The organism is Petrotoga sp. 8T1HF07.NaAc.6.1 (genome assembly GCF_016772115.1).
Lineage (GTDB): Bacteria > Thermotogota > Thermotogae > Petrotogales > Petrotogaceae > Petrotoga > Petrotoga mobilis.
This window is the reverse complement of record NZ_AUPG01000002.1, coordinates 171,983-198,306: the sequence shown is the minus strand read 5'-3', so window position 1 is coordinate 198,306 and position 26,324 is coordinate 171,983. Positions and strand designations below refer to the sequence as shown.

The window sequence follows — 26,324 nt, the reverse complement described above, 5'->3', positions numbered from 1 at the left end:
TGTGAAAAATATATTATTGATAATCTTTCTTTCTACTCTATCTATTTTTTCATGGGCTTTAACCCTTGAAGAAATAGAAAATCTTTCAAAAAGCCCTGCAACTCTGGAATTGTCATGGGAATATTTTTTAGAGTACATTATAGAAAATCCCAGTGATGCTAAAATTACTGATACAGGTTCGTTAATATCAGCTAAAATCTCTTTGTTTAATAAATATAGAAATTATAATTTTGCTAACTTTATTATTTCTGAAGATCTAAAAAATTTTTGTATTAACTTGGGAGTATTAGGCACTAATTTTTCCATTGCAGAGGAAGATACCAATAAAATTCTGTTCATCTTTCCTGAAATTGTCCCTATTTTGAATAACATATTTAACACAGGGAATTTTGAAGAATCTTATTATAAATATTTGTATAAATTAGAAGGATTGAAAGGTCATTTGCAAGTAAATTCCTATGAAACATTTATCAAAACAACTATAAGTAATTCTCTTTCTTCCCCAATTTATTTCGATGAAGATGTTGAAAAGTTTATTGAAGTTTTCGTACCAGCTAATAATTATATCTTGTTTGAAAAGTTTATTTCTGAATCCAAATATCTAGTCGATGAAGATAAGTACCTAGGAGCATATAAATTACTCACATTTTTAAACAAACACAATTCAATAAATGAATCTGTAGTAGCATATTCTCAACTTAAAAATTATTTTGATTTAAAACAGAGGTTAACTTTATTGAACGATCAGGTTTTCTTTGTCGAGAAACAGGAACTCTCTTCTTTTATATCTGAAGTATACAAAGTTGGAGAGGATTTAAAGTCACTTACTATAGAAAAAAATTTACTTTACAACATATTTTTACCGTTATTAAAAGCTTTAAATTCTAAATTAGAAAATATACAAGAAAAAGTACCGGTCGTTGATGAAAACTTTGAAAACTTATCATTCTCTTTCAGTGAACAAATAAATGCCGAGATTTTGAAACTGCAAATGCATATTACCAGAATAGAAAACTTACCCGCTGTGTCAGAAAGTGTTACAGCAACTTTGGTAGAACAACCAACAGACTCACAAGAAGCATCAGCAAGAAGAATCTTTGTCTATTTTCTGCTTTCTATTTTAGGTGCTCTTTTTATAATTTTCTTGTATTTTGAATTGTACCCCTCGTATTCAAAAATCAACTTTTTATGTACACTGAAATTAGGTAGGTTTGCTGCTCACTTAGCAGAAAAACTTATTTTAAAAAATCCAGAAGATTATAAGGCGTTTCTAATTTTGGCAAAATCATATGAAGTTGCAGGAAAGTATAACGCATCAATCAACGCTTATAAGACCGCCTTAAAATTAAAAGACAAAACAAAAGAAGGTGAATAACTTGAATTTTTTAGTAATTTCAACTACTCTAAAAAATATATTCGTTGTATTAAAAGATGAAAAGAATAATATTTATACAAGGACTTTGACTGAGAATAAATCCGGTAATTACCTCGCTAACGCGATCAAAGAAGTAGCAGAAGAATCAAAAACAAATATAAAAAACATAGATGAATTTGGCATAGATATAGGGCCCGGATCGTTCACCGGGATCAGAGTAGCTATTTCTACTTTACAAGGGCTTTTAATAGATAACCCAGAAAAAGAAGTTTATACCTTTTTCTCTTCTGATGTCTTGTACCGTTCCGCCGTGAATAACAATCCCAATCTTAAGGAAAAAAAGTTGGCTGTCTTGAAAAGAGCCCGAGAAAATGCCGCATATGCATCTATATACGAAAATGGGAAAAGAATCTTTGGCCCTCAAATGGTCTTTGAAGAGTTTTTAAGAGATTCTTTGAACAATTGTATTTTAATAAATGAAGAAGCAGAATATTTTAAAAACAAATACAAACTGGAAAATGAAGTATTTTATTCGAACATTGATGAAAAGTCTCTAATTGAAGAAGTTATCAAAGGAAAGAGAGTAAAAGTAAAAAACTTGGAACCTCTTTATCTTCAAAAACCTTTAGCCGTTGAAAATTTAGAAAGGAAAAAAAACAAAATAGAGCAAGGATAAATATCTACTTGCCTATTTTGTTTTAAAATTCTTATCTAAAATAATATGCAACGAGAAACCTACAAAGTAACTCAAACTGTAAAGTATGTTTATAGGGGTTCTATATTTTAAATTAAGTAAGTAAATGAGGAAAGAGAGTATAGCACCCGTTAAAAATGAATGCCACAATCCCCTATGTTTGGATAGTTTGTTAAAAATTATTCCTAAAAGTAATCCAACTAAAGTACCTATAACTATCAAAATAAAATTCGAAAGGTTATAAGAAAAAGGTAGATACTTTTTATACAAGAAATCATATTCAAAGAGATAGTATACACTTCCAAAAATTAAAAACAACCTCAATAACCTGTTTATGAAAGAGCTTTGGTGGTCGATGTCGGGGAAATCACTCCCGACAACAAAGAGAAAATAGGAAATCACGATCTCAGTGGAAACATAATAAACCTCGTAAAACAAATGGCTATAAACAAAATTGAACACTAAAAAAAATACAGGAAATCCAAGAATACCGCTTAATATGTGAGTTTTAAAATTAGGCATTGTTTATATCTCTTATCTGCTCCTTTTCATCAAATGCTAACACTTCTATAGGAAGCCTTTTTGTCCAAACTTCTATAATCCCGCCATTTTTAATATCTTTATAAAAAAGGACTTTTGGATCAAAAAAACTAATCGTTTTAGAAAGTGTTTTTAAAATGGGCCTGTTGTATTTCTTCAGTTGATTTAATGTTTTGGTGGGTAACTTATCTGCTATTAAAGAATTGGCTCCTCCTTCAAACAAAAAATCAAAATAATCTGATATTTCTGTGATATTGATGTTTTTTATTTCACCGTGCGCCAAATTAAAAGTTCCGCAAGTGACAAATTCTCCGACAAATTTATATAAAGGCACCCCTTCCAATTGATAGTACTTTTCAAGCCTTTTTAAAGCCTCAGGGGTAACAAATATAATTTTTCCTGTGTACAGAACATTGTCACCATTTTTTAACTTTTTCAACGTTTCCAAAGAAACAGGATAATTTATGTTAAGCAAAACACATTAGCCTCCTTATTGTTTCCCTACATTTGATTGTAATCAGTTGAGAACACATAAGTTTTCAAGTATCAAATTTGTACGTATTTACTAACTATTTCATATGTTAATGTTTTAAGAGAAATAACAAAATCCACATTCTCAATAACAACACGATCATCAGAGTTCAAAGTCACTGGAGCAAAATTCAATATCCCTTTTACACCAGCTTCTATCAATATATTTGCAACCTCTTGAGCCACACTTGAAGGAACAGTTAATATAGCTATTTCAAAACCAAGATCATTGTTTTTATTTTTTAACTCTTTAATATGTTTTATTGGAACACCGGGTAACAAAATAGAATTAATTTTTCTTTTATCTACATCGTACGCTGCAACTATTTTAAACTTGTATTTTTCTAATTCAGGATAATGAGAAATAGCTCTGCCAAGATTTCCCACCCCTATAATTGCAACATTCCAAATTCTTTCTGTTCCTAAAATCTTTTGAATCTTTAAACACAGATTTTCAACATCGTATCCTACGCCTCTTTTCCCAAACTCTCCAAAATAAGATAAATCTTTTCTAACCTGAGAAGCCTTTATATTAAGAGCCTCAGCAATCTCATGAGAAGAGGTTTTTGGCGTCCCTTCCTCTCGTAACTCTTTTAAAAGTCTGTGGTACATTGCTAGCCTTTTTATTGTGGGTTTAGGCACTTTGGGTGATTTCATATTTATGAAAAAGTTCTCACCAACGTGTTAGCCATTGTTTATTTACAATGTGGTGAAAAACTTTTTTCACCTCCTATTTGTTATTTCTTATTTGACCACTATGTTTATAATTTTTCTTGGAACATAAATAATCTTTTGTATCTTTTTACCAGAGATATATTTTTGAACTTTATCATTTTCTAAGGCATAACTTTTTACTTCATCTTCGTTGAAATTAACATCAATCGTTATCTGAGCTCTCAATTTCCCATTTATTTGTACCGCTAAAGTAATTTCTTCTGCTTTTAAAGCATCTTTATCGATCTTTGGCCAACTTGCTTTAAATATAAAATCATCTTTTCCTAAATTCTTCCATAATTCTTCGCTTATGTGGGGTGCAATAGGAGATAACATCAATACAAAATCTTCAGAAAATTCTTTTAGTAAGTTGAGGTTCCAATCTTTTTCATCTGTATTGTTAAGATAAGAAGTTAATTCATTCAAAAGTTCCATAAGAGAACTTACTGCAGTGTTAAATTGAAAATTGCCTTCTATATCGCTCGTTATTTTCTCAATAGTTTGATGCAATTTTCTTCTTAAATCCTTTTCAGATTTATTTTTCAAAAGATAATTCGGCTTATTTTCAAGATGATTTATCTTATCCTGTATTTTCATGTACGTATTCCAAACCCTATTTAAGAATCTGTATGCTCCTTCTATACCTGAATCATTCCATTCAGCATCCCTTTCGGGAGGAGCCATAAAAAGAATGTAAGTTCTTAGGGCATCAGTGCCATATTTTTCGATCATTTCTTCAGGAGACACAACGTTACCTTTTGATTTAGACATCTTAGCACCGTTCCTGTATATCATACCTTGAGTGAAAAGATTTTTGAATGGTTCATCAAAACTAACATAGCCAAGATCTTTCAGAACTTTGGTTATGAACCTTGAATAAAGTAAATGTAATATTGCATGTTCGACTCCGCCTATATACTGATCTACAGGTAGCCAATTATCTACATCTTCCTTATTGAAAGGTTTGTCTTCTAGCTTTGGATTCACATATCTCAAATAATACCAGGAGCTATCCACAAAGGTATCCATTGTATCAACTTCTCTTTTGGCTTTTCCACCACATTTTGGACATGTTGTTTCTTTAAAATCGGGATGATCGATCAAAGGACTTTTACCGGTTGGTTCAAATTCAACATCCCTAGGAAGTTTTACGGGCAAATCGTTTTCAGGCACAGGAACAACCCCACATTTTTCACAATATACGATAGGAATCGGAGCTCCCCAATACCTTTGCCTTGATATAAGCCAATCTCTCAATTTGTACTGGGTGACAACTTTTCCGATATTTTTATCTTCTAACCACTGAGAGATTTTCTTAATTGCTGTTTGGTTGTTTAAACCTGTAAATTCTCCAGAATTTACCAAAATTCCTTCACCAACGTAGGCTTTTTCTAGAATTTCTTCAGTTAACGTGTCATCTTCAGGTGTAATAACAATTCTTATGGGAAGATCGTATTTTTTCGCAAATTCAAAGTCTCTTTGATCATGTGCAGGAACAGCCATAATTGCTCCAGTACCGTATTCGTACAAGATATAATTCGCTACGTAAACAGGGATCTTTTCTCCATTCACAGGATTTATCGCGTAACTTCCAGTGAAAACTCCTTCCTTTTCAGCTCCTTCAGCGGTTCTTTTAAACCTATCTTGCAAGCTCATTTTTTGCAAAAATCGATTGACTTTTTCACTATATTCTGGAGTTGTTAATTCCTCTACAAGAGGGGATTCGGGAGCCAATGCCATAAAGGTAACTCCCCACAAGGTGTCAGGTCTAGTAGTAAAAACTCTCAAGCTTCCTTTGCCATTATCAAGCTTAAATTCTACTTCTGCTCCCACACTTTTACCTATCCAATTTTTCTGCATTGTTTTGACATTCTCAGGCCATCCACTCAATTTTTCTAAATCATTTAGCAGCTTTTCAGCGTAGTCAGTTATTTTGAAATACCATTGCTCTAACTGTTTAATTTCCACAACGGTCCCACATCTTTCACATTTTCCGTTAACAACTTGTTCATTTGCAAGAACCGTTTTGCAGTTTGGACACCAATTAACAGGTGCTTTTTTCTTGTAGGCTAACCCATTTTTATACAATTGTAAAAAAATCCATTGTGTCCATTTGTAGTAATCTTCCTTACACGTTATAACTTCTCTGTCCCAATTATAACTAATACCTAACTTTTTAATTTGATTTCTGATGATATTGATGTTTTGCATGGTCCAATCTTCAGGATGAATGTTCCCTTTTTCTATCGCAGCATTTTCTGCAGGAAGCCCAAACGCATCAAAACCAAAGGGATGCAAGACGCTATACCCTCTCATTCTCTTGTATCGAGCTATAACGTCACCAATAACATAGTTTTTTACATGACCAACATGGAGGGTCCCTGACGGATAAGGAAACATTACCAAATCATAATATTTTTTTGGGTACTCATCATTCGACACTTTAAAAGCATCTTTTTCTTGCCAGTTTCTTTGCCATTTTTTCTCTATCTCTTGTGGGTTGTAAGTTTTTTCCATCTATAGTCATTCCTCCATTATTATAAGTATTCTTTTGTTAATTATACCACAATTGACTATTTTCCTGTAACCGTTGGAATATAGAGATTTAAATCTTTCATTATGCTCGAAATTTCTTCATCAGGATGTTTAATAAGTCTGTACTGACCAGGTTCTTTTATTAGAAAAAAGGTATTTTCAGGGACTCCACTCTTAAATGAAGCGTTAAAAGGAAGTGTGTAGGTATATTGAGTTTCTATGGAAGGCTCTTTAAAAAAATAAAATTTGTATGGATTCAAGCCTGGCTTTAAATTTCCTTGGAAGATGTATCTACCTTCTGGATTTCTAAACGCCACCCATACATCGGAGGAACCTATAATATATATCTGAATGTAGCCAGCGCCTGATGGTTCGTCTAAATTAGTGATAATTTTATCCAGGTCGTTTAGGTTTTTTTCTAAAAAATTGTTTGAAACTATGAATTTTTCAACCACACCATCTGGCTCAAAATATTTATTGAGGTTTGAGATCTCCTTTTCTTGAGCCTCCAATTTTTCGTTCACCGTTGAATTTAATCGATTGAATTGACTTTGAAGATCTTTCCTAAGTTCTATTACCCTAATCTCCGTGACAATGGATAAAACTATTGCTATTAAACTTACAACAAAGATAGTTATCTTAAATCTCATACTTCCCTCCAAACATCTCCACTATATTATTGTATTCGTCTATATTTCTTGAGAGAACTTTTTTTATCTTTTGGATGGTATTATCTACTTTTTTTGTATTTACATTCATTTTATCACCTATTTCTTGATATGAGTATCCATCTATCCATAATTCAACAATTTCCCTTTCGTTGCATTCGAGCTGTTCAAGACTTTTTGATAAAAAATATTCCTTGAGAAAATCCTTCTTTTCAGTATCAACGCTTTCTATATAATAATCGGCGTTTTCTGTAAATTCGTCTTCTGTGTTTTCCATACTTACAGCTTCTGTTAAAACTTTATGCTTATTTCTGTTTAAGTAGGTAACAAAAGATTTAATCTCCGAAGAAATATTCATAAAGGCAAAACTTGAAAATTTAGCGTTTGCATCTTTTCTGAAATTATATACCGCTTGAATTAAACCCACCAAACCTATTTGTAAAAAGTCTTCGAATTCCAACCATGTTCCATAATATTTCCCAACAATAGATTTCACCATAGGTTCAAACTTTTCAAGAATTATGCCTAGGGCTTGGTTGTCCCCTATTTGTGCAAGTTCTATAAGTTTATCCAGATTCATTCCCCTTAGCCTATAGATATGCCTACTCATATTGCTCCTCACAGTTACTAGATATTTACTATCTTTAAACAATCTGAAAGATTCATAGTTTGAGTCCCTTTGCTTATTACACTATAAAATTCAACTCTATTGATTCTTTTCTATTATACTACATTCAGCAAAATACTTTCAAAAAAAGGGCGCTAAGCGCCCTTTTTTAATGATTGTATACACCATTGTTTTTAAAACCCTATTGCAAAACTTGATTTGAACGTAAACCCGTTCAAATCGAAAATTTTTTCAAGATCCTTTGCCGTAAGGGATAATTCTGTTCTACTTTCAATAATTCTGCTATCTATCCCAAAACCTAAAAATGTGTTCCAATAATCATGATAATTTTCAATACCAACTGTCAAGGGTATAAAATTAAAAAGAGAAGTTCTGGCTTGTACACCCCAGTCGATCTTTTGATTATCTACATAGAACTCCCCGTATGGAATAATATCAAGAAAGACTACAGGTATCCTAAAAAATCCAGTAACACTCATTGGGTAAACATATTGTTCATCTATTTGAACTTCCTTAGGTGTTGAACTGGAAGAAATTTCTCCTGAAAGGCTAATATCGATCTCTTGCTCGTAAGAGTTCTTGTAAGACACCTTTGCCGGTTTAACAGGTATGTTTTTAACTGCGATTCCCCCAACAGGATTTTTAATCTCACCAAAGGTTACACCCGCATCTATTGAATGTCCCGAGTCAGTAAAGATTTTATCTGTTATGGAGTTAATGGATATATTTTCAAGCTCATCACTGTCAAAAGGAGAATACAAGTCAACGTTCATGTTCAACTGGGCCGTTGTTGTTCCTTCTTCTATATCCTCAGAAGATTCGTATTCAATATTTGATTCCTCGGTGTAGACTATGGGCAAGAACAAGTTGTAAACCAATCCTACCGACATACCATCGAAATTATATGAAGCGTACGCCCCTGCTTTAAAAGATGAATCTAAGTTAAACACCATCGTCCCTTCTTCTAGGGATGTACTTGTTTCGTCACTGTTGACAATAAACTCTATCAAATTGTTTGGTACGCTTAAATCACTTTTTAAATCACCATTGAGTACAATCCCAAGTCCCAGATTAAAGATGTTTACTACAAAGTGTCCTTCAACGTTATCTTTTGTTATAAAAAATAAATCATCTCCTCCTAAAGAATTATACATTTCGTCGACATCAAGCGTGAAATTCTTAGCAGTCAACATGGGTAAAAGATCTGCTACTTTGTAAACATTTTGATAAATCATAATATCGGGAGAAAGCTCAATTTCAAAATAATTTCTTTTGCCTATTGATTCCAACAAAACAGGATTCAAATTACTATCAAAAGATCTCAATCCTTCTGAAAAAATGATCAAAGAAAACGAAGAAACTAACAGCATTACGATAAATACTTTTTTCATAGTCATCTCCTCCTTATTGTGTGTTTATACTACCTTTAGAAACTATGAAACTTGCTTTAACCCATCTTCGCCCCGATCCCAATCCACAAAGTGTTTATATTTTTTAAAAACCTAAAAATCTCTAATTTATTTAAAACATCAGATTATACCATATTTTCTCAAATTAGATTCTTTTTAAAACTTTTAAAATTGAATTGATAATACATCCCTTTCATTCCAAATAACAAGAAAATGCAAAATAATTTAATTTTTTCGAATACGAGCCTTAATAATAATTAGCTATAATAAAAATACCCATCCCCCCGAAACATCATGATTGATATTTCGGCCCATCCAATGAGGACGCGTTAGCGTCCTCATTGTTCTATTCCCCCCATTTATTTGTTGCCTATGAAAAGTTCGATAAAAGTCTATTTCTTACCTCTTCTCTACCACCCAAGTATTTTATATCTCCAGGCTCAGGGACTTCTTCAATACTCCATGGACCAAATTTGATTCTTTTCAATTCTATAACTTTATAACCTAAAGCCTTTATCATGAGTTTTATCTGCCTTTTTTTCCCTTCGTTTAAACTGATTTGTAAAAGTGCTTGATCTTTATCTTTTTTCAAAATTTTCACCTTGGATTTCATCGTTTTATATCCGGTTTCAAGTGTGATACCTTCTTCCAAAGTCCGCAATTCCTTTTTTGAAGGCGTACCTTTCACCAATACTTCGTAAACTTTAGTGACCTTATTTTCAGGTCTTAACAAATAATTGGCTAAGTCACCATCGTTTGTCAGAAGCAAAAGGCCGCTTGAATCGTAGTCAAGCCTGCCTACGTAAAAAACTCTTTTTTCAATCTTTCCTTTCAGCAAATCATTTATTGTCTTTCTCCCGTACTGGTCTTTGAAAGTACACAAGACTCCTTTGGGTTTGTTTAAAAGGTAATAAACTTTGCTTTCAGCTTTCTTTTGTAGTTCGGAAAGATAATATTTTTTATTGTTAAATTCTATGAAATCATTTTCTTTTAATTCATGCCACGGTTCTTTAACCAATTTACCGTTGACTTTCACGCCTTTAGTTAATATGTGCTCCGAGGAATGTCTTCTACTCAGAGATATTATTTGAAGAGCCTTTTGTAACTTCATTCTTTTTCATTTCCTCCAATTTTTTCAACGTTTTATCCGGTAAGAATTCGTAAAATTTTTCGGTAAGATGGTAGTACGTATGGTTTTTCTTTTTGCTTTTTTTCACCAGATCGTATTCCATTAATTTCTTTAGTTGATAGTAACTATTTTTGCCTCTGATCTTTTCTATCTCGACAACCCTGCTATCTCCATTCATAAATAGTATCGCTAATACTTCGAATTGAGTTTGTGTTAATTCAAATTTTCGAGGATTTGGAAAGATCATAGATTTTATTTCTGGCTTTATTTCAAATCTGTATTTGTTCCCGTTTCTTATCAATTCGACCCCGTGTTGGTCACCGATATAATGTAATTCTATTTCTTCTATGTAATGCCTCAATTCTTCTTCTTTTATCTTTAAACGTTTGGAGATCTCTTTGAAAGATATACCGTTGGGCTTTGAGAATATTAATGCCTCTATCATTCGAATTTCTACATCTATTTTGTCTTTAACCATTCAAATCACTTCCAAGATTTTGTGAGCTAAGTTTAATAAAGAGACCTTTTTCATATTTGAAAAAACCACGGTTTACCAAAATTAGGGAAGCTAAAAACATTACTAAAAAATTCATCTTTTTATGTTGGGCATATTCGTAAAGATCTAGAATATTAAATTCATCTTTTTTTTCGAGCATTTCTATTGCATCTTCTATACGATAACTATCTCTGATAATCTCTAGCTTTTTTTGCTTGGTGATGTAATCATCGAAGAACTTTACCAGCTGATTTTCAACGATCTCTTTTTCTATTGACGGCTTATTCTTAATTCCAACAGGCTTTTTCTTATCTTCACCAAAATCCTTTTTTATAACCTCTTGAGCTTTTTTGATAACGTCATAATTTTCAATGGTTTCGTATATGACCTCTCTATGTTTTCTAAATTCTTTATCTTTATTGGAATTAGGAAGTAGCTCTTTGGATTTCAAAAATGTCAAATAAGCCGCTAATTCTAAAAATTCTCCTATGGAGTTTAAATCATTGAAGTTATCGTTGACGTAATCAACGAATATATCTGAGATGTAACTCACAGAGATTTTCCTAACAGGAATCTTTTTTTCTTTAATTAATTCAACGAGTTTAAAAAAAGGTCCAGAAAATATGTCTAATTTTATATCAACATAGTTAAAGTTAATTATGAGTTCCTCCTTACCACCTTAAATGTAAAGCCTCTCTAACCTCTTGCATAGTTTGTTTGGCAACCTTTCTTGCCTTTTCGTTCCCATCTTGGGCTATTTCTATTGCATCTTCTTCAGAAGTAGAAGATAATTTATCCCAAACTGGTTCAAGTCTTTCTTTCATGTTTTTGATCAACAACTTTTTACAGTCAACACACCCGATCCCGGCTGTGGTGCAACCATTCCATACCCAATCTTTTTCTTCTTGGGATTTGGTGAATGCCTTATGGTAATCCCATACTGGGCATTTTTCAGGATTTCCAGGATCTGTTCTTCTTATCCTAGCCGGATCGGTCATCATGGGTAGAATTTTCTCTTTCAATTCTTTCTCATTAGTTTCTATGTTTATAACGTTACCATAGCTTTTAGACATTTTCCTTCCATCTGTGCCTGGTAGTTTTGGCACTTTGGAAATGATCGGTTGTGGTTCAGGAAATATTTCTTTGTACTTCATATTAAACTTTCTTGCGATTTCTCGAGTGAATTCCAAATGGTATATTTGATCTTCCCCAACCGGCACACTATCTCCTTTATATATTAAAATATCAGCAGCTTGTAAAACAGGGTATCCTAAAAAGCCTAAGTTAGTTAAATCTCTAGTTGATATGTTGCTTATTTGTTCTTTATAGGTTGGTATTCTTTCTAATCGTGAAACAGATGCTATCATACTAAAAATTAAATAAAGTTCCGCGTGTTCTTTTATGGCGGATTGAACAAATAAAACACTTTTTTTAGGATCCAAACCTACCGCCACATAATGCCTTATTATGTCAAAAGTAGAAGGCTGTATTATCTCGGGTGTATCATAATGAGAGGTCAAGGCATGCCAATCAGCGACGAAGAAAAAATTTTTGTCTGATTTATTTTGAATCTCTACCCAATTTTCTAAGGTAACAAAGTTTCCTATGTGTAATTTACCAGTAGCTCTCATTCCACTTAGAACGGTCATCTTTTACCTCCGTTTATTATATGTTTTTTTCTGTTCTTAATTATTATAGCATAGATTTGCTGTTAAGGGGCTTTAAAATTATATAAAGAAGTTATTCTTTTCATAATTTTTATGGTATTTCCTTTAGGATACACAAACTTCCATAAAGAATTAATAAAATGAATCAATAGTATGACTGGGTTAATCGTTAAAGTTTTCTTAAGATAAGTCGATAATGAATAGGTGAGAAATAATACAAAGGAAGTGAAGACCATGGATAGTAACCCTTATGTTGGTACTTTTCAATTAACTGGTGCCGTTTCAGGAATGGATACACAAGCAATGGTCCAAAAATTAATGGAAGTAGAACAACAACCTTTAAATAGAGCTCAAGAAAAATTTAATACCCTTACCTACAAACAAAATCTTTGGATGCAAGTTGACAACAAGCTGGAGGATTTTTATGATTATCTGATCACTTTCAAATTGAAGAGTACTTTGATTCCAAAAAGCGCCATATCTTCTGACGAGAGCGTATTAACCGCTACTGCTCCTGCAGATGCTGATAATTCAACTTTTTATCTGAAAGTTAATTCATTGGCTTCACCTACCGTTCTTTTAGGGGAGAACATAGACTCAACGATTAAAAAAAGTTCTACGATAGGAACAGTTATAGGTACAACAGGGGATTCAACTTTTACCATAACAAAAGGAAGTGATTCTGACTCTATAACCGTTTCAGACAGTGAAACAATTCAAAACCTCATAGACAAAATAAACGCTTCAACCTTGGGAGTAGAAGCAAAATTTGATGATGCAAACGGTAAATTTTTTATACTCAACAAAGAAAATGGAAATGTTGATATTAGCTTATCTGCCACTTCGAGCTCTAACGGTGAAAATTTAATTACAAAACTTAATTTAAATGGAACACCCGAATCGGGCGATGATAATACCGTTAGGACCTTAGGGAGTTTGGGACAGGTTGAATTGTCTTTTGATGGGATCATGACTATCACCACTTATGACGGCCTAACAGAAAACACTTTGAACGTTTTCGGTACAACAATCGATTTAAAGTCAACCTCTAGTAGTTATGTGAAAGTTTCTATTGAACAAGATATAGACAAGAGTGTTGAAAATATAAAAGAATTTGTCGATAAGTACAACGAAACGATTAATTATGTTTACGATTTATTACATGAAGACCGAGTTACCGATAAGCCTACTGAAGAGATGACAGAAGAAGATTATATGAAAGGGATGCTAAAAGGGGATAATAACTTAGAGAAAATATTTTATAATTTAAGAAATATGGTTTACTCACCTGTAGATTTAGAACAGTCTGGTTCTCAATATAATGCGCTTTTTGATATTGGCATAACCTCAGGAGATTTAGGGGCTGGTTATGAGAATACAATGAAAGGACTATTGAACGTAGATGAAGATAAACTTAGAGAGGCTTTGAATACCAATGCCGAAGATGTTTGGAAGTTGTTTGCAACAAACGATGCAACTAATAAAGAATATGGTTACGCTCAATCTGTTCAGAATTATTTGTATGAAGTAACTAAGTTCAATGGCTATATAGATCAAATTGCCGGAACGAACGGCACCATAGGTAACGAGATGAGACGACTAGCAAATGAAATGACCAACCTATTAGACAGGCTTCAAAGAAAAGAAGCACAATATTATGCACAGTTCTCAGCTATGGAACAAGCCATTCAACAATTGAACTCACAAGGATTGTACATACAAAACGCTTTTTCTAACCAATAGATAAATCAATAACCGGTACTGTTTTAAAACAGTACCGGTTATTTTATTTTGACTATTTTTATTTTTTTACCCAACAGATTTTTCTTGTGCAGCTTCAGCTTCTTTTTCAGGTTGAACAACTTCGTAATTTTGATCCGCGTACAACTTCAAACCTGTTCCTGCTGGAATAGGTTGTCCTACTATTACGTTTTCTTTTAATCCTTTCAACCTATCTACTTTACCTTCTATAGCTGCCTCTGTTAGTATTTGTACAGTTTGCTGGAATGAAGCAGCTGAAAGCCATCCTTCCCTTTCTAAAGAAGCCTTTGTGATTCTTAACAACCTACGTTCGAATTTTATCGTATCTTTAGGATTTATAAGATATTTTTTGGATGTACCTACTAGATGAGTTTTCCCATCTTCAGTTGTGATCTCTTTATATTCTTCGTAGACTTCAATCTCTTTAATGTTTGTTTCGATAATTTGATTTAAAATTTCTTGGGTGATCTCTGTTCCTTGTTCAAAGATCTTATCTTCTTCCTCTTCTTCATCCTCGGTAGGAATTATAACCCTCTTTGCCAATTTTTTACCAACTACTAATTCTCTGTTTTCTGTTATATAGGAGTTTTCTTCCAATATTTCCTCGTTAATTTTCTGCACTTTACCATAACTTACCAAATCTCCCGGCATGAAGTCTGTATCTCCACCGTCTATAATCTCTACTTTGTTGATCATCTGTCTAATTATTATTTCAAAGTGTTTATCATGAATGTCCACACCTTGTTCAGCATATATTTTCTTTATTTCACTCAGCAAATAATTTGCCAAAGCGCTTACTCCTAATTCTTTGAGTATTTTTCTAGGTTTTATATTTCCCGTTGTTAACCTTTGACCCGGTAATACTTTATCTCCTTCTTCTACAACAGCTTTTGTTCTATAGTCAGCTTCATAACTTTCCAATTCACCATCTGAATTTTCTATTATTATCTTTAATCTTCTTCCTCTTTTGTTTTCAGTATCTCGCTCGATAGCTCTTACTATACCTTTTATCTTCGAGAACTCCCCTTCAGGCCCTTTTGTCTTTTTTCTTGCTTCAAACAATTCTTCGGCTCTGGGTAGACCTTGGGTTATATCCGAAGTGGTAGCTATACCTCCCGTATGGAAGGTCCTCATGGTTAATTGCGTTCCTGGTTCACCTATAGATTGTGCAGCAATTATCCCTACAGCTTCCCCTATGTTGACTAATTTGTAGTTCGAAAGGTCCATTCCATAACATTTTGCACAAAGACCATTTTCAGACTCACAAGTAAGAGGTGATCTAATGAAAATAGATGGTCTAACAGTAACCGTTTTTATTCCGTGTTTTTCGAGGACTTTGGAAACCTTTAAGTCTATTCTTTCTTGATATTTAAGCAAAGTCACAGTCTTTCCATCAATTTCAACTTTAAGATCTTCTCCGGAGTAAACATAATCTACTGCATTATATTCTTTAACATTCAAAGTTTGTATCCCGTGTAAGAATGCTTCTTCTATGGCTTCTTCTGTGATTTCTTCACCTTTTTTGATTAATACCTTACCTTCTACTTGTACGTCTTCTAATGATTCTAAGTATGAATCTTTTGGCATATCTTCAATTTTTATCGTTTTTTCCTTCGATACAGGAATCTCTTTTACATAATTTGCCAAGAATTGTGCATCTTTTTCTTTTAAGATTATTCCTTTTTCATATTTTTTATCTGCTTCGGGATTATAAATTACTTCCTTTGTTTCCGGATCCAAAACATCTTTAGCTAAAACTCTACCAAATAAGAAGTCTGATAGGTTTTCAATTTTTGAATCGTCAGCCCAAAGTTCTCTTGCCTCAATACCTTTGTCTGTTCCACAATCATCTTCTGTGATTGTTATGCTTTGTGCAACATCTACGAGCCTTCTGGTTAAGTATCCAGCTGTCGATGTTCTTAAAGCTGTATCAGCTGACCCTTTTCTCGAACCATGTGTTGAGGTGAAAAATTCTAATTCTGATAATCCATTCTTAAAGTTTGAAGTGATAGGAACTTCGATTATTTTACCCGATGGATCAGCCATTAATCCTCTCATACCGGCTAATTGTTTCAATTGATCTATATTACCTCTAGCTCCAGATTCGATCATCATCCAAATTGGATTGAATGTGTGTTTTCGATATGTATTCGCTGTTTCTACTGTAACTTTGGCGGTGGCGTTTTCCCAAATCTTAATGATTTCTTTGTATCTTTCATTATCCGTCAAATAACCTTCTTCATAGAGTGATTCGATTTTGAGAACTTCTTCCTTAGATTCTTCTATTAATTCTTCCCTCTTTGGGGAAACTAATACATCACGTATAGAAATAGTTAACCCGGATAATGTTGAATAATGAAAACCAAAATCTTTAATACTATCTAAAAGATCCGCGGTTCTATCTATTCCATGTTTTTCAAAAGTGTTAAATATCAGCTCTTTTAGATTCTTTTTGTCCATCTTTTGTGCGTAATTTCTTAGGTCTTCAGGCACTTCTTTGTTAAAAATTATTTTTCCGATAGTCGTTTTAAGAATACTACCATCTTTATATCTAAATGCAACTGGTTCATGAAGGGGTAAATTAGACTTTTTCCATATCAATTCCCCATCTTGAAGATATATATCTGAATCCACTATTTTTAAGTATTCGTAAGCGTATGTAGCTTCTAAATCTTCAGAGAATATGTGTCTTACATATCCATTCTCTCCCAATTCAGAAACTTTGGTAGGTACCTTTAGATTTTCGAACTTCTCATCTTCATGCATGGTTAAATAATATGCACCAGCAATTATATCTTTTCCTGGCATAGACAATGGTTTGCCGTTCGCAGGCGAGATAATATTATATCTTGATAACATTAGAAATTTTGACTCTGCTTGGGCTATATTGGAAAGGGGAATATGTATAGCCATTTGATCACCGTCAAAATCAGCATTAAACGGCGGACAAACCAACGGATGCAACCTTATTGCGTTTCCTTCTATTAGTTTTGGAATGAAAGCTTGAATAGATACCCTGTGCAGGGTAGGCGCCCTATTTAAGAGAACAGGATGCCCTTTTATAACCTCTTCCAAAACTTCCCAAGCCTCAGGCATTTCCTTTTCTATTATAGTTTTTTTGAATTTTCTGGCGCTTTTACTTGCCACGTTTGAATCTCTTAACAGCTCTGCAAGAACGAAAGGTTTAAATAGTTCTAAGGCCATTTTTTTTGGTAATCCACATTCATGAATCTTAAGATCAGGTCCAACAGCGATTACAGCTCTACCAGAGTAATCAACCCTTTTACCTAAAAGATTCCTTCTAAATCTACCTTTTTTACCTTTTAATAAATCTGTGAGTGATCTCAATGGTCTTCTATTTCTATCGGTCATTGGTTTACCAACACGACCATTGTAGAAAAGTGAATCTACAGCTTGTTGAAGTATCCTTTTTTCGTTTCTTACGATAATTTCCGGTGCTTCCATTTCTAACAACTTTCTTAAACGGTTGTTTCTATTTATTACCTTTCTATATAAGTCGTTTAAATCTGTTGCAGCAAACCTTCCACCCTCAATTTGTATCAAAGGTCTCAGATCGGGTGGTATAACGGGTATGATATTTGAAATTAGCCATTCAGGTTGATTACCAGATTTGATAAAATCCTTAACTAGTTTCAGTCTTCTTAATATTTTTACACTCTTTTGACTTTTTCTATCCAATTTTTCTAATTCGGATTCTAATCGTGCTTTTAATACTTCAAGATCAATCCTTTTCAACAGTTTTTGAATGGCTTCAGCACCATAACCATTTTCGAATTTTTCATATCTATTTATTTGAAATATCTTTTCTGTCCCGTCTTCTTCCTTTGCAACTAAATCTTTTACCCCAAATTCTTGAAGCTCGTTTAATACATCTTGGGTAATCTTTGTACCTTTTTCAAATTTCTTTTCAGGAAACTCAATTTCCGATACCAATTCTTTGTCAATTACGCTTTCTCTTTCTTCTTTAATCTTTGAGTTTAGTATCTTCATTACTTCTTCATAGGCTCTTGCTTCATCTTCCAGTAAGATATCTCCTATTTTTTTCCCTATTCTCTTTGCAAATCTTTTATCTATGTCTGTGATAACCACAATTGGTGTATCCCGCTCAATATCTCTTTCGACTTCTATGGAACCAGGATAATATTCTAAGAATAAAGAATATTCCTGCTGAGTAAGATAATCTTCTTCGAACAAAAATCTATCTGCTAAAGGCGTTCCTTTCTCAACTTCTTGTCCATTCTCCACCATTATTGATGAACCTTCAAAGACTGGATACTTTCTTTCGACGCCGGTATCATCTCTAATTATTATCCAATTCAATTCTCTTTCGGTATGTGTTAGTTCTGATTTTATTTCTACCTTTCCACTTATATCCGCTATGGGCATACCTTTAACTGAAACTATTTTTACAGCTGGCTCTACCCTTAAATCTAAAAATTCATCGTATATTTCATACTCTCTTTGATATAATATTTCTCCAGGTAAATATCCCAAATTTTCATTTTCAGGACCAGGAAGCGTTAAATAAGCTCTTTCAATAACTCTTTTTGAACCGTAGTAAATGATATTTTCTAAATCTTTCACACCTATGTTTAGAATGATGGAAAGAATAGATGGAGAAGACTTTAAATACCAAATATGAGAAATAGGTGTTGCCAATTCTATATGTCCTATCTTTCTTCTTCTAGCTTCTTTTGATTCAACCTTCACTCCACATCTTTCACATACTGTTCCTTCATACTTTTTTCCCTTATACTTGCCACAGGCACATTCATAATCTTTTACAGGACCAAAAATCTTTTCACAGAATAAACCATCTTTTTCAGGCTTTCCTGTTCTGTGATTTAAAGTTTCAGGTTTTTTAACTTCACCATTTGATGCTGTCAATATACTTTGAGGAGATGCTATGCCTATCTTTATTTTAGCAATCTTTCTTTGAAAGGAAGAAACATTTGCCAATTGAAATCCCTCCTTGAGGGTACATTTTTATTTTACTCTCCGTCAACGTTGAAACTTAAATTGAATTATTAATTAGAGTCTATCGACATCTAATTCATTTCCATCTTCATCGTAAAGTTTTATATCTAACATTAGTCCTTGTAATTCTTTTGTTAAAACTTTAAAACTTTCGGGAATTCCCGGTTCGGGAAGATTTTCTCCTTTTAGTATTGCTTTGTAAACTTCATTCCTACCTTTAATATCATCAGATTTATAAGTTAACATTTCGTTTAGGGTATGAGCAGCTCCATGCGCTTCTAGAGCCCATACCTCCATTTCTCCAAATCTTTGTCCACCAAAATGAGCTTTACCACCTAATGGTTGTTGGTGAATTAAAGAGTATGGACCGGTTGACCTTGCATGAATTTTATCTTTTGCTATATGGGATAATTTCAACATATACATGGATCCTACCGCTACAGGAAAATCAAATGGTTCGCCTGTTCTACCATCTCTAAGAACAATTTTACCGTTGGGCTGATCAGGATCGTCGCCTAAATATAACTCGTGTTCTTTTCTTATTTTAGATAATTCTTCCATGATTTCAGATTCAGTTGCACCATCAAAAATAGGTGTGGCGTAGTAGTCGTTGGTTAACATCGACAGCCACCCTAAATGAAGTTCCAAAACTTGCCCTATATTCATCCTTGAGGGAACTCCTAAAGGTGAAAGCAACATTTGCAAAGGTGTACCATCCGGTAGGAATGGCATATCTTCTTTGTTCAAAATGGTCGAAATAACGCCTTTGTTTCCATGCCTACCCGCTAATTTATCTCCAACTTGTAGTGTCTTTTTCGTTGCTATGAAAACTTTAACATATTTATTTACACCAATTTCCAAAGAAGGAATATCTTTCCGGTCAAAGATCTGAACGTCTATAACCCTTCCCTCTATTCCGTGAGGAACCGTTAAAGATGTATCTTTAATGTCTCTACCTTTATCACCGAACACGGATTTAATGAGCTTTTCTTCTGGAGTAGTATCTGATTCTCCTCTTGGGGTAACTTTTCCCACCAAGATATCCCCAGAAGATACGTATGAACCAATTTTAACTATACCTTCTTCATCTAAATTCCTTAAAAGTTCTTTTTTAACATTTGGAATATCTGCAGTTATTTCTTCTGGTCCCAATTGAGTATCCATAGCTTTCGTTTCAAAAACTTCTATGTGTATCGATGTAAAGGCGTCGTTTTCTAGTAATTCTTGACTAACTACTATTGCGTCTTCAAAGTTGTATCCTTCCCACGGAAGAAAACCAATGAAAATATTTCTTCCAAGAGCTAGCTCTCCCATATCCATGGAAGGGCCATCCGCTATGGCTTGCCCTTTTGCCACGATATCTCCAACGTTAACAATAGGAACTTGGTTTATACACATGTCTTGGTTCGATCTAACATATTTTAATAAAGTGTATTCATCTTTTAAGGGTTCGTCATTGGAATCTTTTAGAATGTTATTCTCTTCGTCCAATCTAGTGATTACAATTTTTCTTCCATCCACATAATCAACAATACCTTTATGTTTTGCCATTATCAAATAGCCTGAGTCTCTCGCTGCTAACCATTCTACTCCTGTACCAACAAAAGGAGCTTGAGGTCTAAGAAGAGGAACGGCCTGCCTTTGCATGTTTGACCCCATTAAAGCTCTGTTCGCATCATCGTGCTCTAAAAATGGAATAAGAGCAGCTGATACAGAGGCGATCTGTTTTGGGGTGACTGATATATATTCAATCTCATCTTTATGGAACAAACTCACTTTTCCTAAATATCTAGCTTCAATGTACTCTTCTACTAAAGAACCATCTTCACCAATTTCCGCAGAAGCAGGGGCAATTCTATACAGTTCTTCTTCGTCAGCACTCAAATATACTATATTGTTTAAATCTACTTTTGCATGCTTTACTCTGTAATAAGGAGTTTTCAAAAATCCAAACTCATCAACTTTAGCTAAAATTGCCATAGAAGTGATTAACCCAATATTCGCACCTTCAGGGGTCTCGATAGGACACATCCTCCCATAATGAGAATGGTGGACATCCCTTACTTCAAATTTAGCATGTTCTCTTTTCAAACCTCCAGGACCTATTGCTGATAGCCTTCTCTTATGAGTTAGCTCAGCTAAAGGATTCACCTGATCTAAGAATTGCGATAATTGACTAGATGCAAAGAATTGATGAAAGGCAGTCATTATTGATCTGGAATTTATCAGGGATTGAGGACTTATTTTATTAATTGATTGAACACCTGCAAGTTTTTCAGGAGCATGCTGAATCATTTTAGAAAAAGCTCGTTCAAATTCGATTTGCATGAGTTCTCCAACCGATCTCACTCTTTTATTACCCAAATGATCTCTTGTGTCAAGTCCTTCAATATTTTCTTTAACATGCAGCAAGTATCTGGCGGACAAGATGATGTCTAACTTGTCAACAGCAAAAGTTTTAATAGGATATTTTATTTTGTCTTCCATATCTTCAGAAATATCCTTTTTTTCAACCTCTCGTAAATAATCAATATAAGCTTTTCTCAATTTTACCTGAATTTTCTGTCTTCCAATCTGCGAAAAATCGAATTTTTCAGGATTGAAGTACATATCTTCTATTTCTTCTTTGGCCTTCTGCGCCCTTGGAATTTCAGTAGGTTTTAATTTCGAAAAAATTTCTTTGTAAGCTTCTAGAGAAGTCAATCTTTCTTCTTTTTCATATCTTTTTTTCATCTTTTCTAACGTTATTTCTGCGACCAGATGAGCTACTGTTACACTCTTAATTTCATATTTTTTCAGCAGTTCCAAGACTTCGTATAATTTCATACCGTAAGTTGATTTTCTTGGGGGATCCATATCATCTAATTCCTGGAACGATAAGTCCGACAACACAGTACAATTGTTATAATTTGACAGTTCGACTTCATCATCTAAATCAATTTCCTTGGGGAATAATCGTAATATATCCAAATCATTCTCGTATCCCAATGCCCTTAAAAAAAGGAAAAAATTGAATTTTCTTTTTCTGTCTATTCTGACCTGAAGAACCTCTTTACCTGGATTAGGGTTGTAAAGTATCTCCAACCAAGCCCCTTTAATGGGTAAAAAGTGAGCTATAAACATTTCTTTAGAAGTATCTGTCTCTTCTTCTTTTATAAAATACACCCCAGGGGATCTGACGAGTTGGTTAACTATTACCCTTTCTGCTCCATTGACAATAAATATACCTCTTTCAGTCATATAAGGGATGTTACACAAGAATATATCGTCTTTTTCTATCATCTCACCTGTTGCTGAATCAGTTATCCTAACTTTTAAATAAGCTTTACCAGCATAAGTTAATCCCTTGTCCCGACATTCATTCTCACTAAAAGACGAGTCTTCAAACTTTACATCCACAAAATCAATCAAAAATTCTTTGTTTTTCTTCCCACTCGCTTTAACGGGTATCTTTATTGGCATATATCTTTTAATGCTTTCCATAATCTTTTTATCTAAAAAATCCCTAAAAGAATCTTTTTGAATTTTCACTAAATCCTCGTATATTTCAGTTTTCTCTGGAACTTTCCCAAAAAACTTTCTTTCTCTCCTACCTACTTCTCTTACGACCGTATTCAAAGGAACCACCTCGGTATTTAGTCAAAATAGAATTGATGAAAAATAAGTGAAAAATCGCATTAGACAAAATGTCCAATGCGAACTAAATTATAACTTTTTTTCATGAAGAAGAGGTTAAAAAAAGACTTCAACTTAATTTCGAATTCGACTTATTTTAATTCTACTTCGGCTCCCGCTTCTTCAAGTTTTTTCTTAATTTCTTCGGCTTCTTCCTTTGGAACACCTTCTTTTATAACTGCGTCTGGGGTTCCAGCTTTTTCAACGAGATCTTTAGCTTCTTTTAAACCTAAATTTGTAATTTCTCTTACAACCTTTATTACACCGATTTTTTTGTCTCCAAAACCTTTCAAAACCACTTTAAAATCTGTTTTTTCTTCTTCTTGTTGTGCCGGAGAAACACCTGCTACACCTGGTACAGCTGCCATTACGGGAGCTGCTGCAGAAACTCCAAATTCATCCTCGAGCGCTTTCACTAGTTCAGCCAATTCTCCTACGGTCATATTTTTAATTTCGTTGATAAGTTCCTCTTTTGTCATTTTCCTACACCTCCAAACTTATTTTTTTTCTTTAATTGCGTTTATTACGTACACCACTTTTCTTAAATTACCTGATAAAGCATTTACCAATCCTGAAATAGGACTATTAAGAGACCTTACAACAGTAGCGTAAAGTTCTTGTTTTGAAGGCAGTTTAGCATACTCTTCTGCTTTGGCTGCATCAAAAATCTTTCCTTCTAAAACCCCACCTTTTATAAAAGGTTTGTTATTATGAGATTCAGAAAATTTTTTTACAGCTTTTAAAACATCAACTGGATCTGACTCCTCAGCATATATAACTCCAGTACTACCTTCAAAAAATTTTTCAAAGTCTTCCAACTCTTTATTAGCTAATTTAACAGCTGTTTTTAACAAAGAAGTACGATAGACAGTGAAAACAACATCCTTTCCAAAATTCTTATATAGTTCTAACCTGAAGTCGTTAGACTCTAATACAGACATTCCAGAAAAATCAACGAACAAAATAACAGGCGAAGACTCCAAAGCATAAATAAAACTGTCTATTAAAGACTTTTTGCGTTCTTTAGTTAACAAAAAATAACACCTCCTTAAATAAAAAAGCCGCAATGGGTAGCGGCTAAAAGAAACAAAAATTATTCCTTTATCCGCGTACCTCGGTAGGCGAGATTTCGCCTCTTTAACCCATTAAAGACCTACTTTCATTGGCACGCAATCTGTTATTACTTTTAAATACTTTCTTTTAAGCAACTGATGATAAAGATAAGGAGCTTAAATCGATATTAATACCGGGTCCCATTGTAGAAGCTATAACAGCTTTTCTAATAAATTTTCCCTTTGAATTTTCTGGCTTCATCTTCGTTAACTGGTCAAAAGCGGAAATTAAGTTTTCTTTTAAATCATCTTTATCGAAAGAAACCTTACCTATAGGAATGTGTATGTTTCCTGTTCTGTCATTTCTAACTTCAACCTTACCGGCTTTAAATTCTTTAACCGCTTGCGCTACGTCGTCGGTTACCGTTCCTGCTTTTGGAGATGGCATAAGACCTCGTGGACCTAGCACTTTTCCAAGTCTTCCTATTTTCCTCATGATATCGGGAGTAGCAATTGCCACATCAAAATCGGTCCAGCCTTCGTTGTTTATTTTTTCAATTAAATCATCGGAGCCAACAAAATCAGCGCCTGCTTGCTTAGCCTGAGCAGCTTTTTCTCCCTCTGCAAAAACTAAAACTCTCACATTTTTACCTGTTCCTTTAGGCAGAGAAACCGTACCTCTAACGTTTTGATCTCCTTTTTTTGGATCTATTCCTAAAAGCACATGGAGTTCCACAGTACCATCAAATTTTGTGTAAGAAGTCTTTTTTACTAAATCTAACGCTTCATCGATATCATAATTTTTTTGTTTATCTACAAGTTTTAAAACTTCTTTATACTTTTTTCCATGTTTTGGCATAATCCTCTCCTCCCTTCTTAGTCTTCAATTTCTATACCCATACTTCTTGCGGTGCCGGCAATAATCTTCATTGCAGCATCCAAATCCTTAGCGTTAAGATCTTGCATCTTCGTTTCAGCAATCTCTCGGAGCTGCTTCCTTTTAATCTTGCCGACAACCTCCTTGCTTGGCTCCTTAGCGCCAGATTTAAGACCAGCGGCTTTTTTTACCAAAAAAGAAGCGGGAGGAGTTTTTACTATAAACGTGAAAGATCGGTCTTCAAAAACAGATATTTCTACTGGTAACAATGTACCTGCTTGATCTGCAGTAGCAGCGTTGAACTTCTTACAAAATTCCATCAAATTTACACCATATTGCCCCAGTGCTGGTCCTACAGGTGGAGCTGGTGTAGCTTTTCCGGCTTCCAATTGCAATTTTACAACCCTCAAAAGCTTTTTTGCCATAAATTCTTAACCTCCTTGTGGTAAAATGGGAAAATCCCTCCCACATTTTGTTTAATCGATGATCTTTTCAATTTCTCCTAAAGATAACGTTACTGTAGTTTCACGTCCAAACATAGTGACTACAACTTGTACTTCTTGTTTCTCCAAATCGAAATCTTTAATTTTACCTGTAAAATATTCAAAAGGACCATTTATAATCTTGACATGTTCTCCCAATTCGAAATCGGTTCTAACTTCTTTGACTTGCCTTTTTTGATAAGCTTCTTCACCCATCACTCTAAGAACAAATCTTACCTCGTTTTTATTCAATTTTACAGGTTTTCCGCCTATATTTAAGATAGTAGATACATAAGGCAAATTGCTAACTAATTCCTCAGTTTCTTTAATGTACATCATTTCGACAAAAACATAACCGGGAAATAAATTTTTCTTTTTTGTTTTTATAATCTTTATCTCTTTGTGAAAAGGGGTCTCTCTGATATCAATGCTTCCTGAAAACTTTGCCTTATACTCTTTAGGCTCACACAATTTATCGCCTATTTGAACCTTACTTCCAATTTTAAATTTCTCATGGATAAAGGTTTCTCTGGGCAATAAGTAGATACTATTTTCTTTCGACTCGTTTTCAACGACTACTCTTTTAACTTTTTCAACGGCTACAATTTCTCCGTCCACATCACTCTTATATTCGAGATTTTTACTGAACGGAGTCTCCGAACGAACTTTTTTCCCAGCTTTTAATCCCGCTAATAAACCTGCACTCTCAGGTATCAGAAAAGTCTTTGAATACTTTTTCCCTTCTGTCTCAACTAAAATCTTACGGAAATTTTTTATGTCTACTATCTTTCCTGAAGTTTTTGCGTATATTTCTGGCTCTCTTGCTAAAATATCTCCTTTTTTTACATCCTTACCCTTTTTAACAAAGATCTGAGCTTCTTTTTCAATGTAGATTTTTTGCACTCTTTTATTACTATAATTCAATTCATCAACTTCGGGTATTATTATTTTTCCAAAATACTTTTCATACCCTAAATTCTTTATTCTCTCTTCGAGAGTTTCTTTAACTTTATTTTCCATTCCTGAATAAACTTGTAGTACATACCATTCTTTTCGCATCTTATATTATTCTCACCACATCTCATTCAACAAA

Annotated in this window: 21 protein-coding genes; 3 read left to right on the top strand and 18 right to left on the bottom strand. The window is 33.7% G+C overall.

The annotated features are described in order from the left end of the window. Position 1 precedes the first annotated feature (1 nt). Both NAAC61_RS02440 and tsaB read left to right on the top strand, forming a co-directional pair. Complete coding sequence (locus NAAC61_RS02440) at positions 2-1,375, top strand: tetratricopeptide repeat protein (RefSeq protein ID WP_202695211.1); 1,374 nt, start codon at positions 2-4, stop codon at positions 1,373-1,375. Position 1,376: 1 nt separating this feature from the next. Next, the gene (gene tsaB, locus NAAC61_RS02435; protein WP_202695210.1) at positions 1,377-2,051 is read left to right on the top strand and encodes a tRNA (adenosine(37)-N6)-threonylcarbamoyltransferase complex dimerization subunit type 1 TsaB; all 675 of its coding nucleotides are present in this window, start codon (positions 1,377-1,379) and stop codon (positions 2,049-2,051) included. A gap of 12 nt (positions 2,052-2,063) precedes the next feature. On the opposite strand, the gene NAAC61_RS02430 is transcribed toward tsaB, so the two are convergent. From NAAC61_RS02430 to trpS, 11 genes are all read right to left on the bottom strand, one after another. Next, entirely contained in the window at positions 2,064-2,591 is a 528-nt protein-coding gene (locus tag NAAC61_RS02430; protein WP_202695209.1) for a metal-dependent hydrolase, read from the bottom strand. Next, a complete protein-coding gene (locus tag NAAC61_RS02425) occupies positions 2,584-3,084 on the bottom strand; it encodes a hypothetical protein (protein WP_103076266.1) in 501 nt (166 codons plus the stop codon). The genes NAAC61_RS02430 and NAAC61_RS02425 overlap by 8 nt, the downstream gene beginning before the upstream one ends. 71 nt (positions 3,085-3,155) lie before the next feature. Then, on the bottom strand, positions 3,156-3,797 hold the full coding sequence (locus tag NAAC61_RS02420) for a redox-sensing transcriptional repressor Rex (protein ID WP_103076267.1): 642 nt from the start codon (positions 3,795-3,797) through the stop codon (positions 3,156-3,158). 87 nt (positions 3,798-3,884) lie between these two features. Further along, complete coding sequence (gene leuS, locus NAAC61_RS02415; protein ID WP_202695208.1) at positions 3,885-6,371, bottom strand: leucine--tRNA ligase; 2,487 nt, start codon at positions 6,369-6,371, stop codon at positions 3,885-3,887. Positions 6,372-6,427: 56 nt separating this feature from the next. Beyond that, entirely contained in the window at positions 6,428-7,039 is a 612-nt protein-coding gene (locus NAAC61_RS02410) for a hypothetical protein (protein ID WP_202695207.1), read from the bottom strand. After that, on the bottom strand, positions 7,029-7,667 hold the full coding sequence (locus NAAC61_RS02405; protein ID WP_103898097.1) for a sigma-70 family RNA polymerase sigma factor: 639 nt from the start codon (positions 7,665-7,667) through the stop codon (positions 7,029-7,031). Before NAAC61_RS02405 ends, NAAC61_RS02410 begins: the two co-directional genes overlap by 11 nt. Before the next feature lie 191 nt (positions 7,668-7,858). Then, positions 7,859-9,076, bottom strand: a complete 1,218-nt coding sequence (locus NAAC61_RS02400) for a hypothetical protein (RefSeq protein WP_202695206.1) — start codon at positions 9,074-9,076, stop codon at positions 7,859-7,861. Between the two features lie 388 nt (positions 9,077-9,464). Next, a complete protein-coding gene (locus tag NAAC61_RS02395) occupies positions 9,465-10,205 on the bottom strand; it encodes a pseudouridine synthase (protein WP_237729710.1) in 741 nt (246 codons plus the stop codon). Next, entirely contained in the window at positions 10,165-10,701 is a 537-nt protein-coding gene (locus NAAC61_RS02390) for an SMC-Scp complex subunit ScpB (protein ID WP_103076273.1), read from the bottom strand. Before NAAC61_RS02390 ends, NAAC61_RS02395 begins: the two co-directional genes overlap by 41 nt. Continuing rightward, complete coding sequence (locus NAAC61_RS02385) at positions 10,694-11,308, bottom strand: hypothetical protein (RefSeq protein WP_337919686.1); 615 nt, start codon at positions 11,306-11,308, stop codon at positions 10,694-10,696. Before NAAC61_RS02385 ends, NAAC61_RS02390 begins: the two co-directional genes overlap by 8 nt. An 82-nt stretch (positions 11,309-11,390) precedes the next feature. Next, the gene (gene trpS, locus NAAC61_RS02380; RefSeq protein WP_103065996.1) at positions 11,391-12,368 is read right to left on the bottom strand and encodes a tryptophan--tRNA ligase; all 978 of its coding nucleotides are present in this window, start codon (positions 12,366-12,368) and stop codon (positions 11,391-11,393) included. Between the two features lie 252 nt (positions 12,369-12,620). On the opposite strand from trpS, the gene fliD reads away from it, so the two are divergent. After that, positions 12,621-14,129: a flagellar filament capping protein FliD gene (fliD, locus tag NAAC61_RS02375; protein ID WP_202695204.1), complete on the top strand. Its 1,509-nt coding sequence runs from the start codon at positions 12,621-12,623 to the stop codon at positions 14,127-14,129. Between the two features lie 66 nt (positions 14,130-14,195). Here the strand turns inward: fliD and NAAC61_RS02370 are convergent, their stop codons facing one another. The 7 genes from NAAC61_RS02370 to NAAC61_RS02340 all read right to left on the bottom strand — a co-directional run bounded on the left by NAAC61_RS02370 (position 14,196) and on the right by NAAC61_RS02340 (position 26,290). Beyond that, complete coding sequence (locus tag NAAC61_RS02370; RefSeq protein WP_202695203.1) at positions 14,196-19,127, bottom strand: DNA-directed RNA polymerase subunit beta'; 4,932 nt, start codon at positions 19,125-19,127, stop codon at positions 14,196-14,198. A 72-nt stretch (positions 19,128-19,199) separates the two neighbouring features. Continuing rightward, on the bottom strand, positions 19,200-22,763 hold the full coding sequence (gene rpoB, locus NAAC61_RS02365) for a DNA-directed RNA polymerase subunit beta (RefSeq protein ID WP_202695202.1): 3,564 nt from the start codon (positions 22,761-22,763) through the stop codon (positions 19,200-19,202). A gap of 149 nt (positions 22,764-22,912) precedes the next feature. Next, positions 22,913-23,299 (bottom strand): 50S ribosomal protein L7/L12, encoded by a 387-nt coding sequence (rplL, locus tag NAAC61_RS02360; protein WP_012208205.1) that lies wholly within the window; start codon positions 23,297-23,299, stop codon positions 22,913-22,915. 18 nt (positions 23,300-23,317) lie between these two features. Further along, positions 23,318-23,854, bottom strand: a complete 537-nt coding sequence (rplJ, locus tag NAAC61_RS02355) for a 50S ribosomal protein L10 (protein WP_012208206.1) — start codon at positions 23,852-23,854, stop codon at positions 23,318-23,320. 166 nt (positions 23,855-24,020) lie between these two features. Then, positions 24,021-24,731, bottom strand: a complete 711-nt coding sequence (gene rplA / locus NAAC61_RS02350) for a 50S ribosomal protein L1 (RefSeq protein WP_012208207.1) — start codon at positions 24,729-24,731, stop codon at positions 24,021-24,023. A 17-nt stretch (positions 24,732-24,748) separates the two neighbouring features. Further along, entirely contained in the window at positions 24,749-25,174 is a 426-nt protein-coding gene (gene rplK, locus NAAC61_RS02345; protein WP_012208208.1) for a 50S ribosomal protein L11, read from the bottom strand. Between the two features lie 51 nt (positions 25,175-25,225). Then, entirely contained in the window at positions 25,226-26,290 is a 1,065-nt protein-coding gene (locus NAAC61_RS02340; protein WP_012208209.1) for a transcription termination/antitermination NusG family protein, read from the bottom strand. Between the last annotated feature and the right edge of the window lie 34 nt (positions 26,291-26,324).

Excerpts from the sequence above, each read along its gene's own strand:
- NAAC61_RS02430 (WP_202695209.1), bottom strand. The coding sequence starts at position 2,591 with ATGCCTAATTTTAAAACTCACATATTAAGCGGTATTCTTGGATTTCCT.
- NAAC61_RS02420 (WP_103076267.1), bottom strand. The coding sequence starts at position 3,797 with ATGAAATCACCCAAAGTGCCTAAACCCACAATAAAAAGGCTAGCAATG.
- leuS (WP_202695208.1), bottom strand. The coding sequence starts at position 6,371 with ATGGAAAAAACTTACAACCCACAAGAGATAGAGAAAAAATGGCAAAGA.
- NAAC61_RS02410 (WP_202695207.1), bottom strand. The coding sequence starts at position 7,039 with ATGAGATTTAAGATAACTATCTTTGTTGTAAGTTTAATAGCAATAGTT.
- NAAC61_RS02405 (WP_103898097.1), bottom strand. The coding sequence starts at position 7,667 with ATGAGTAGGCATATCTATAGGCTAAGGGGAATGAATCTGGATAAACTT.
- NAAC61_RS02400 (WP_202695206.1), bottom strand. The coding sequence starts at position 9,076 with ATGAAAAAAGTATTTATCGTAATGCTGTTAGTTTCTTCGTTTTCTTTG.
- NAAC61_RS02395 (WP_237729710.1), bottom strand. The coding sequence starts at position 10,205 with ATGAAGTTACAAAAGGCTCTTCAAATAATATCTCTGAGTAGAAGACAT.
- NAAC61_RS02390 (WP_103076273.1), bottom strand. The coding sequence starts at position 10,701 with ATGGTTAAAGACAAAATAGATGTAGAAATTCGAATGATAGAGGCATTA.
- trpS (WP_103065996.1), bottom strand. The coding sequence starts at position 12,368 with ATGACCGTTCTAAGTGGAATGAGAGCTACTGGTAAATTACACATAGGA.
- fliD (WP_202695204.1), top strand. The coding sequence starts at position 12,621 with ATGGATAGTAACCCTTATGTTGGTACTTTTCAATTAACTGGTGCCGTT.
- rplL (WP_012208205.1), bottom strand. The coding sequence starts at position 23,299 with ATGACAAAAGAGGAACTTATCAACGAAATTAAAAATATGACCGTAGGA.
- rplA (WP_012208207.1), bottom strand. The coding sequence starts at position 24,731 with ATGCCAAAACATGGAAAAAAGTATAAAGAAGTTTTAAAACTTGTAGAT.
- rplK (WP_012208208.1), bottom strand. The coding sequence starts at position 25,174 with ATGGCAAAAAAGCTTTTGAGGGTTGTAAAATTGCAATTGGAAGCCGGA.
- NAAC61_RS02340 (WP_012208209.1), bottom strand. The coding sequence starts at position 26,290 with ATGCGAAAAGAATGGTATGTACTACAAGTTTATTCAGGAATGGAAAAT.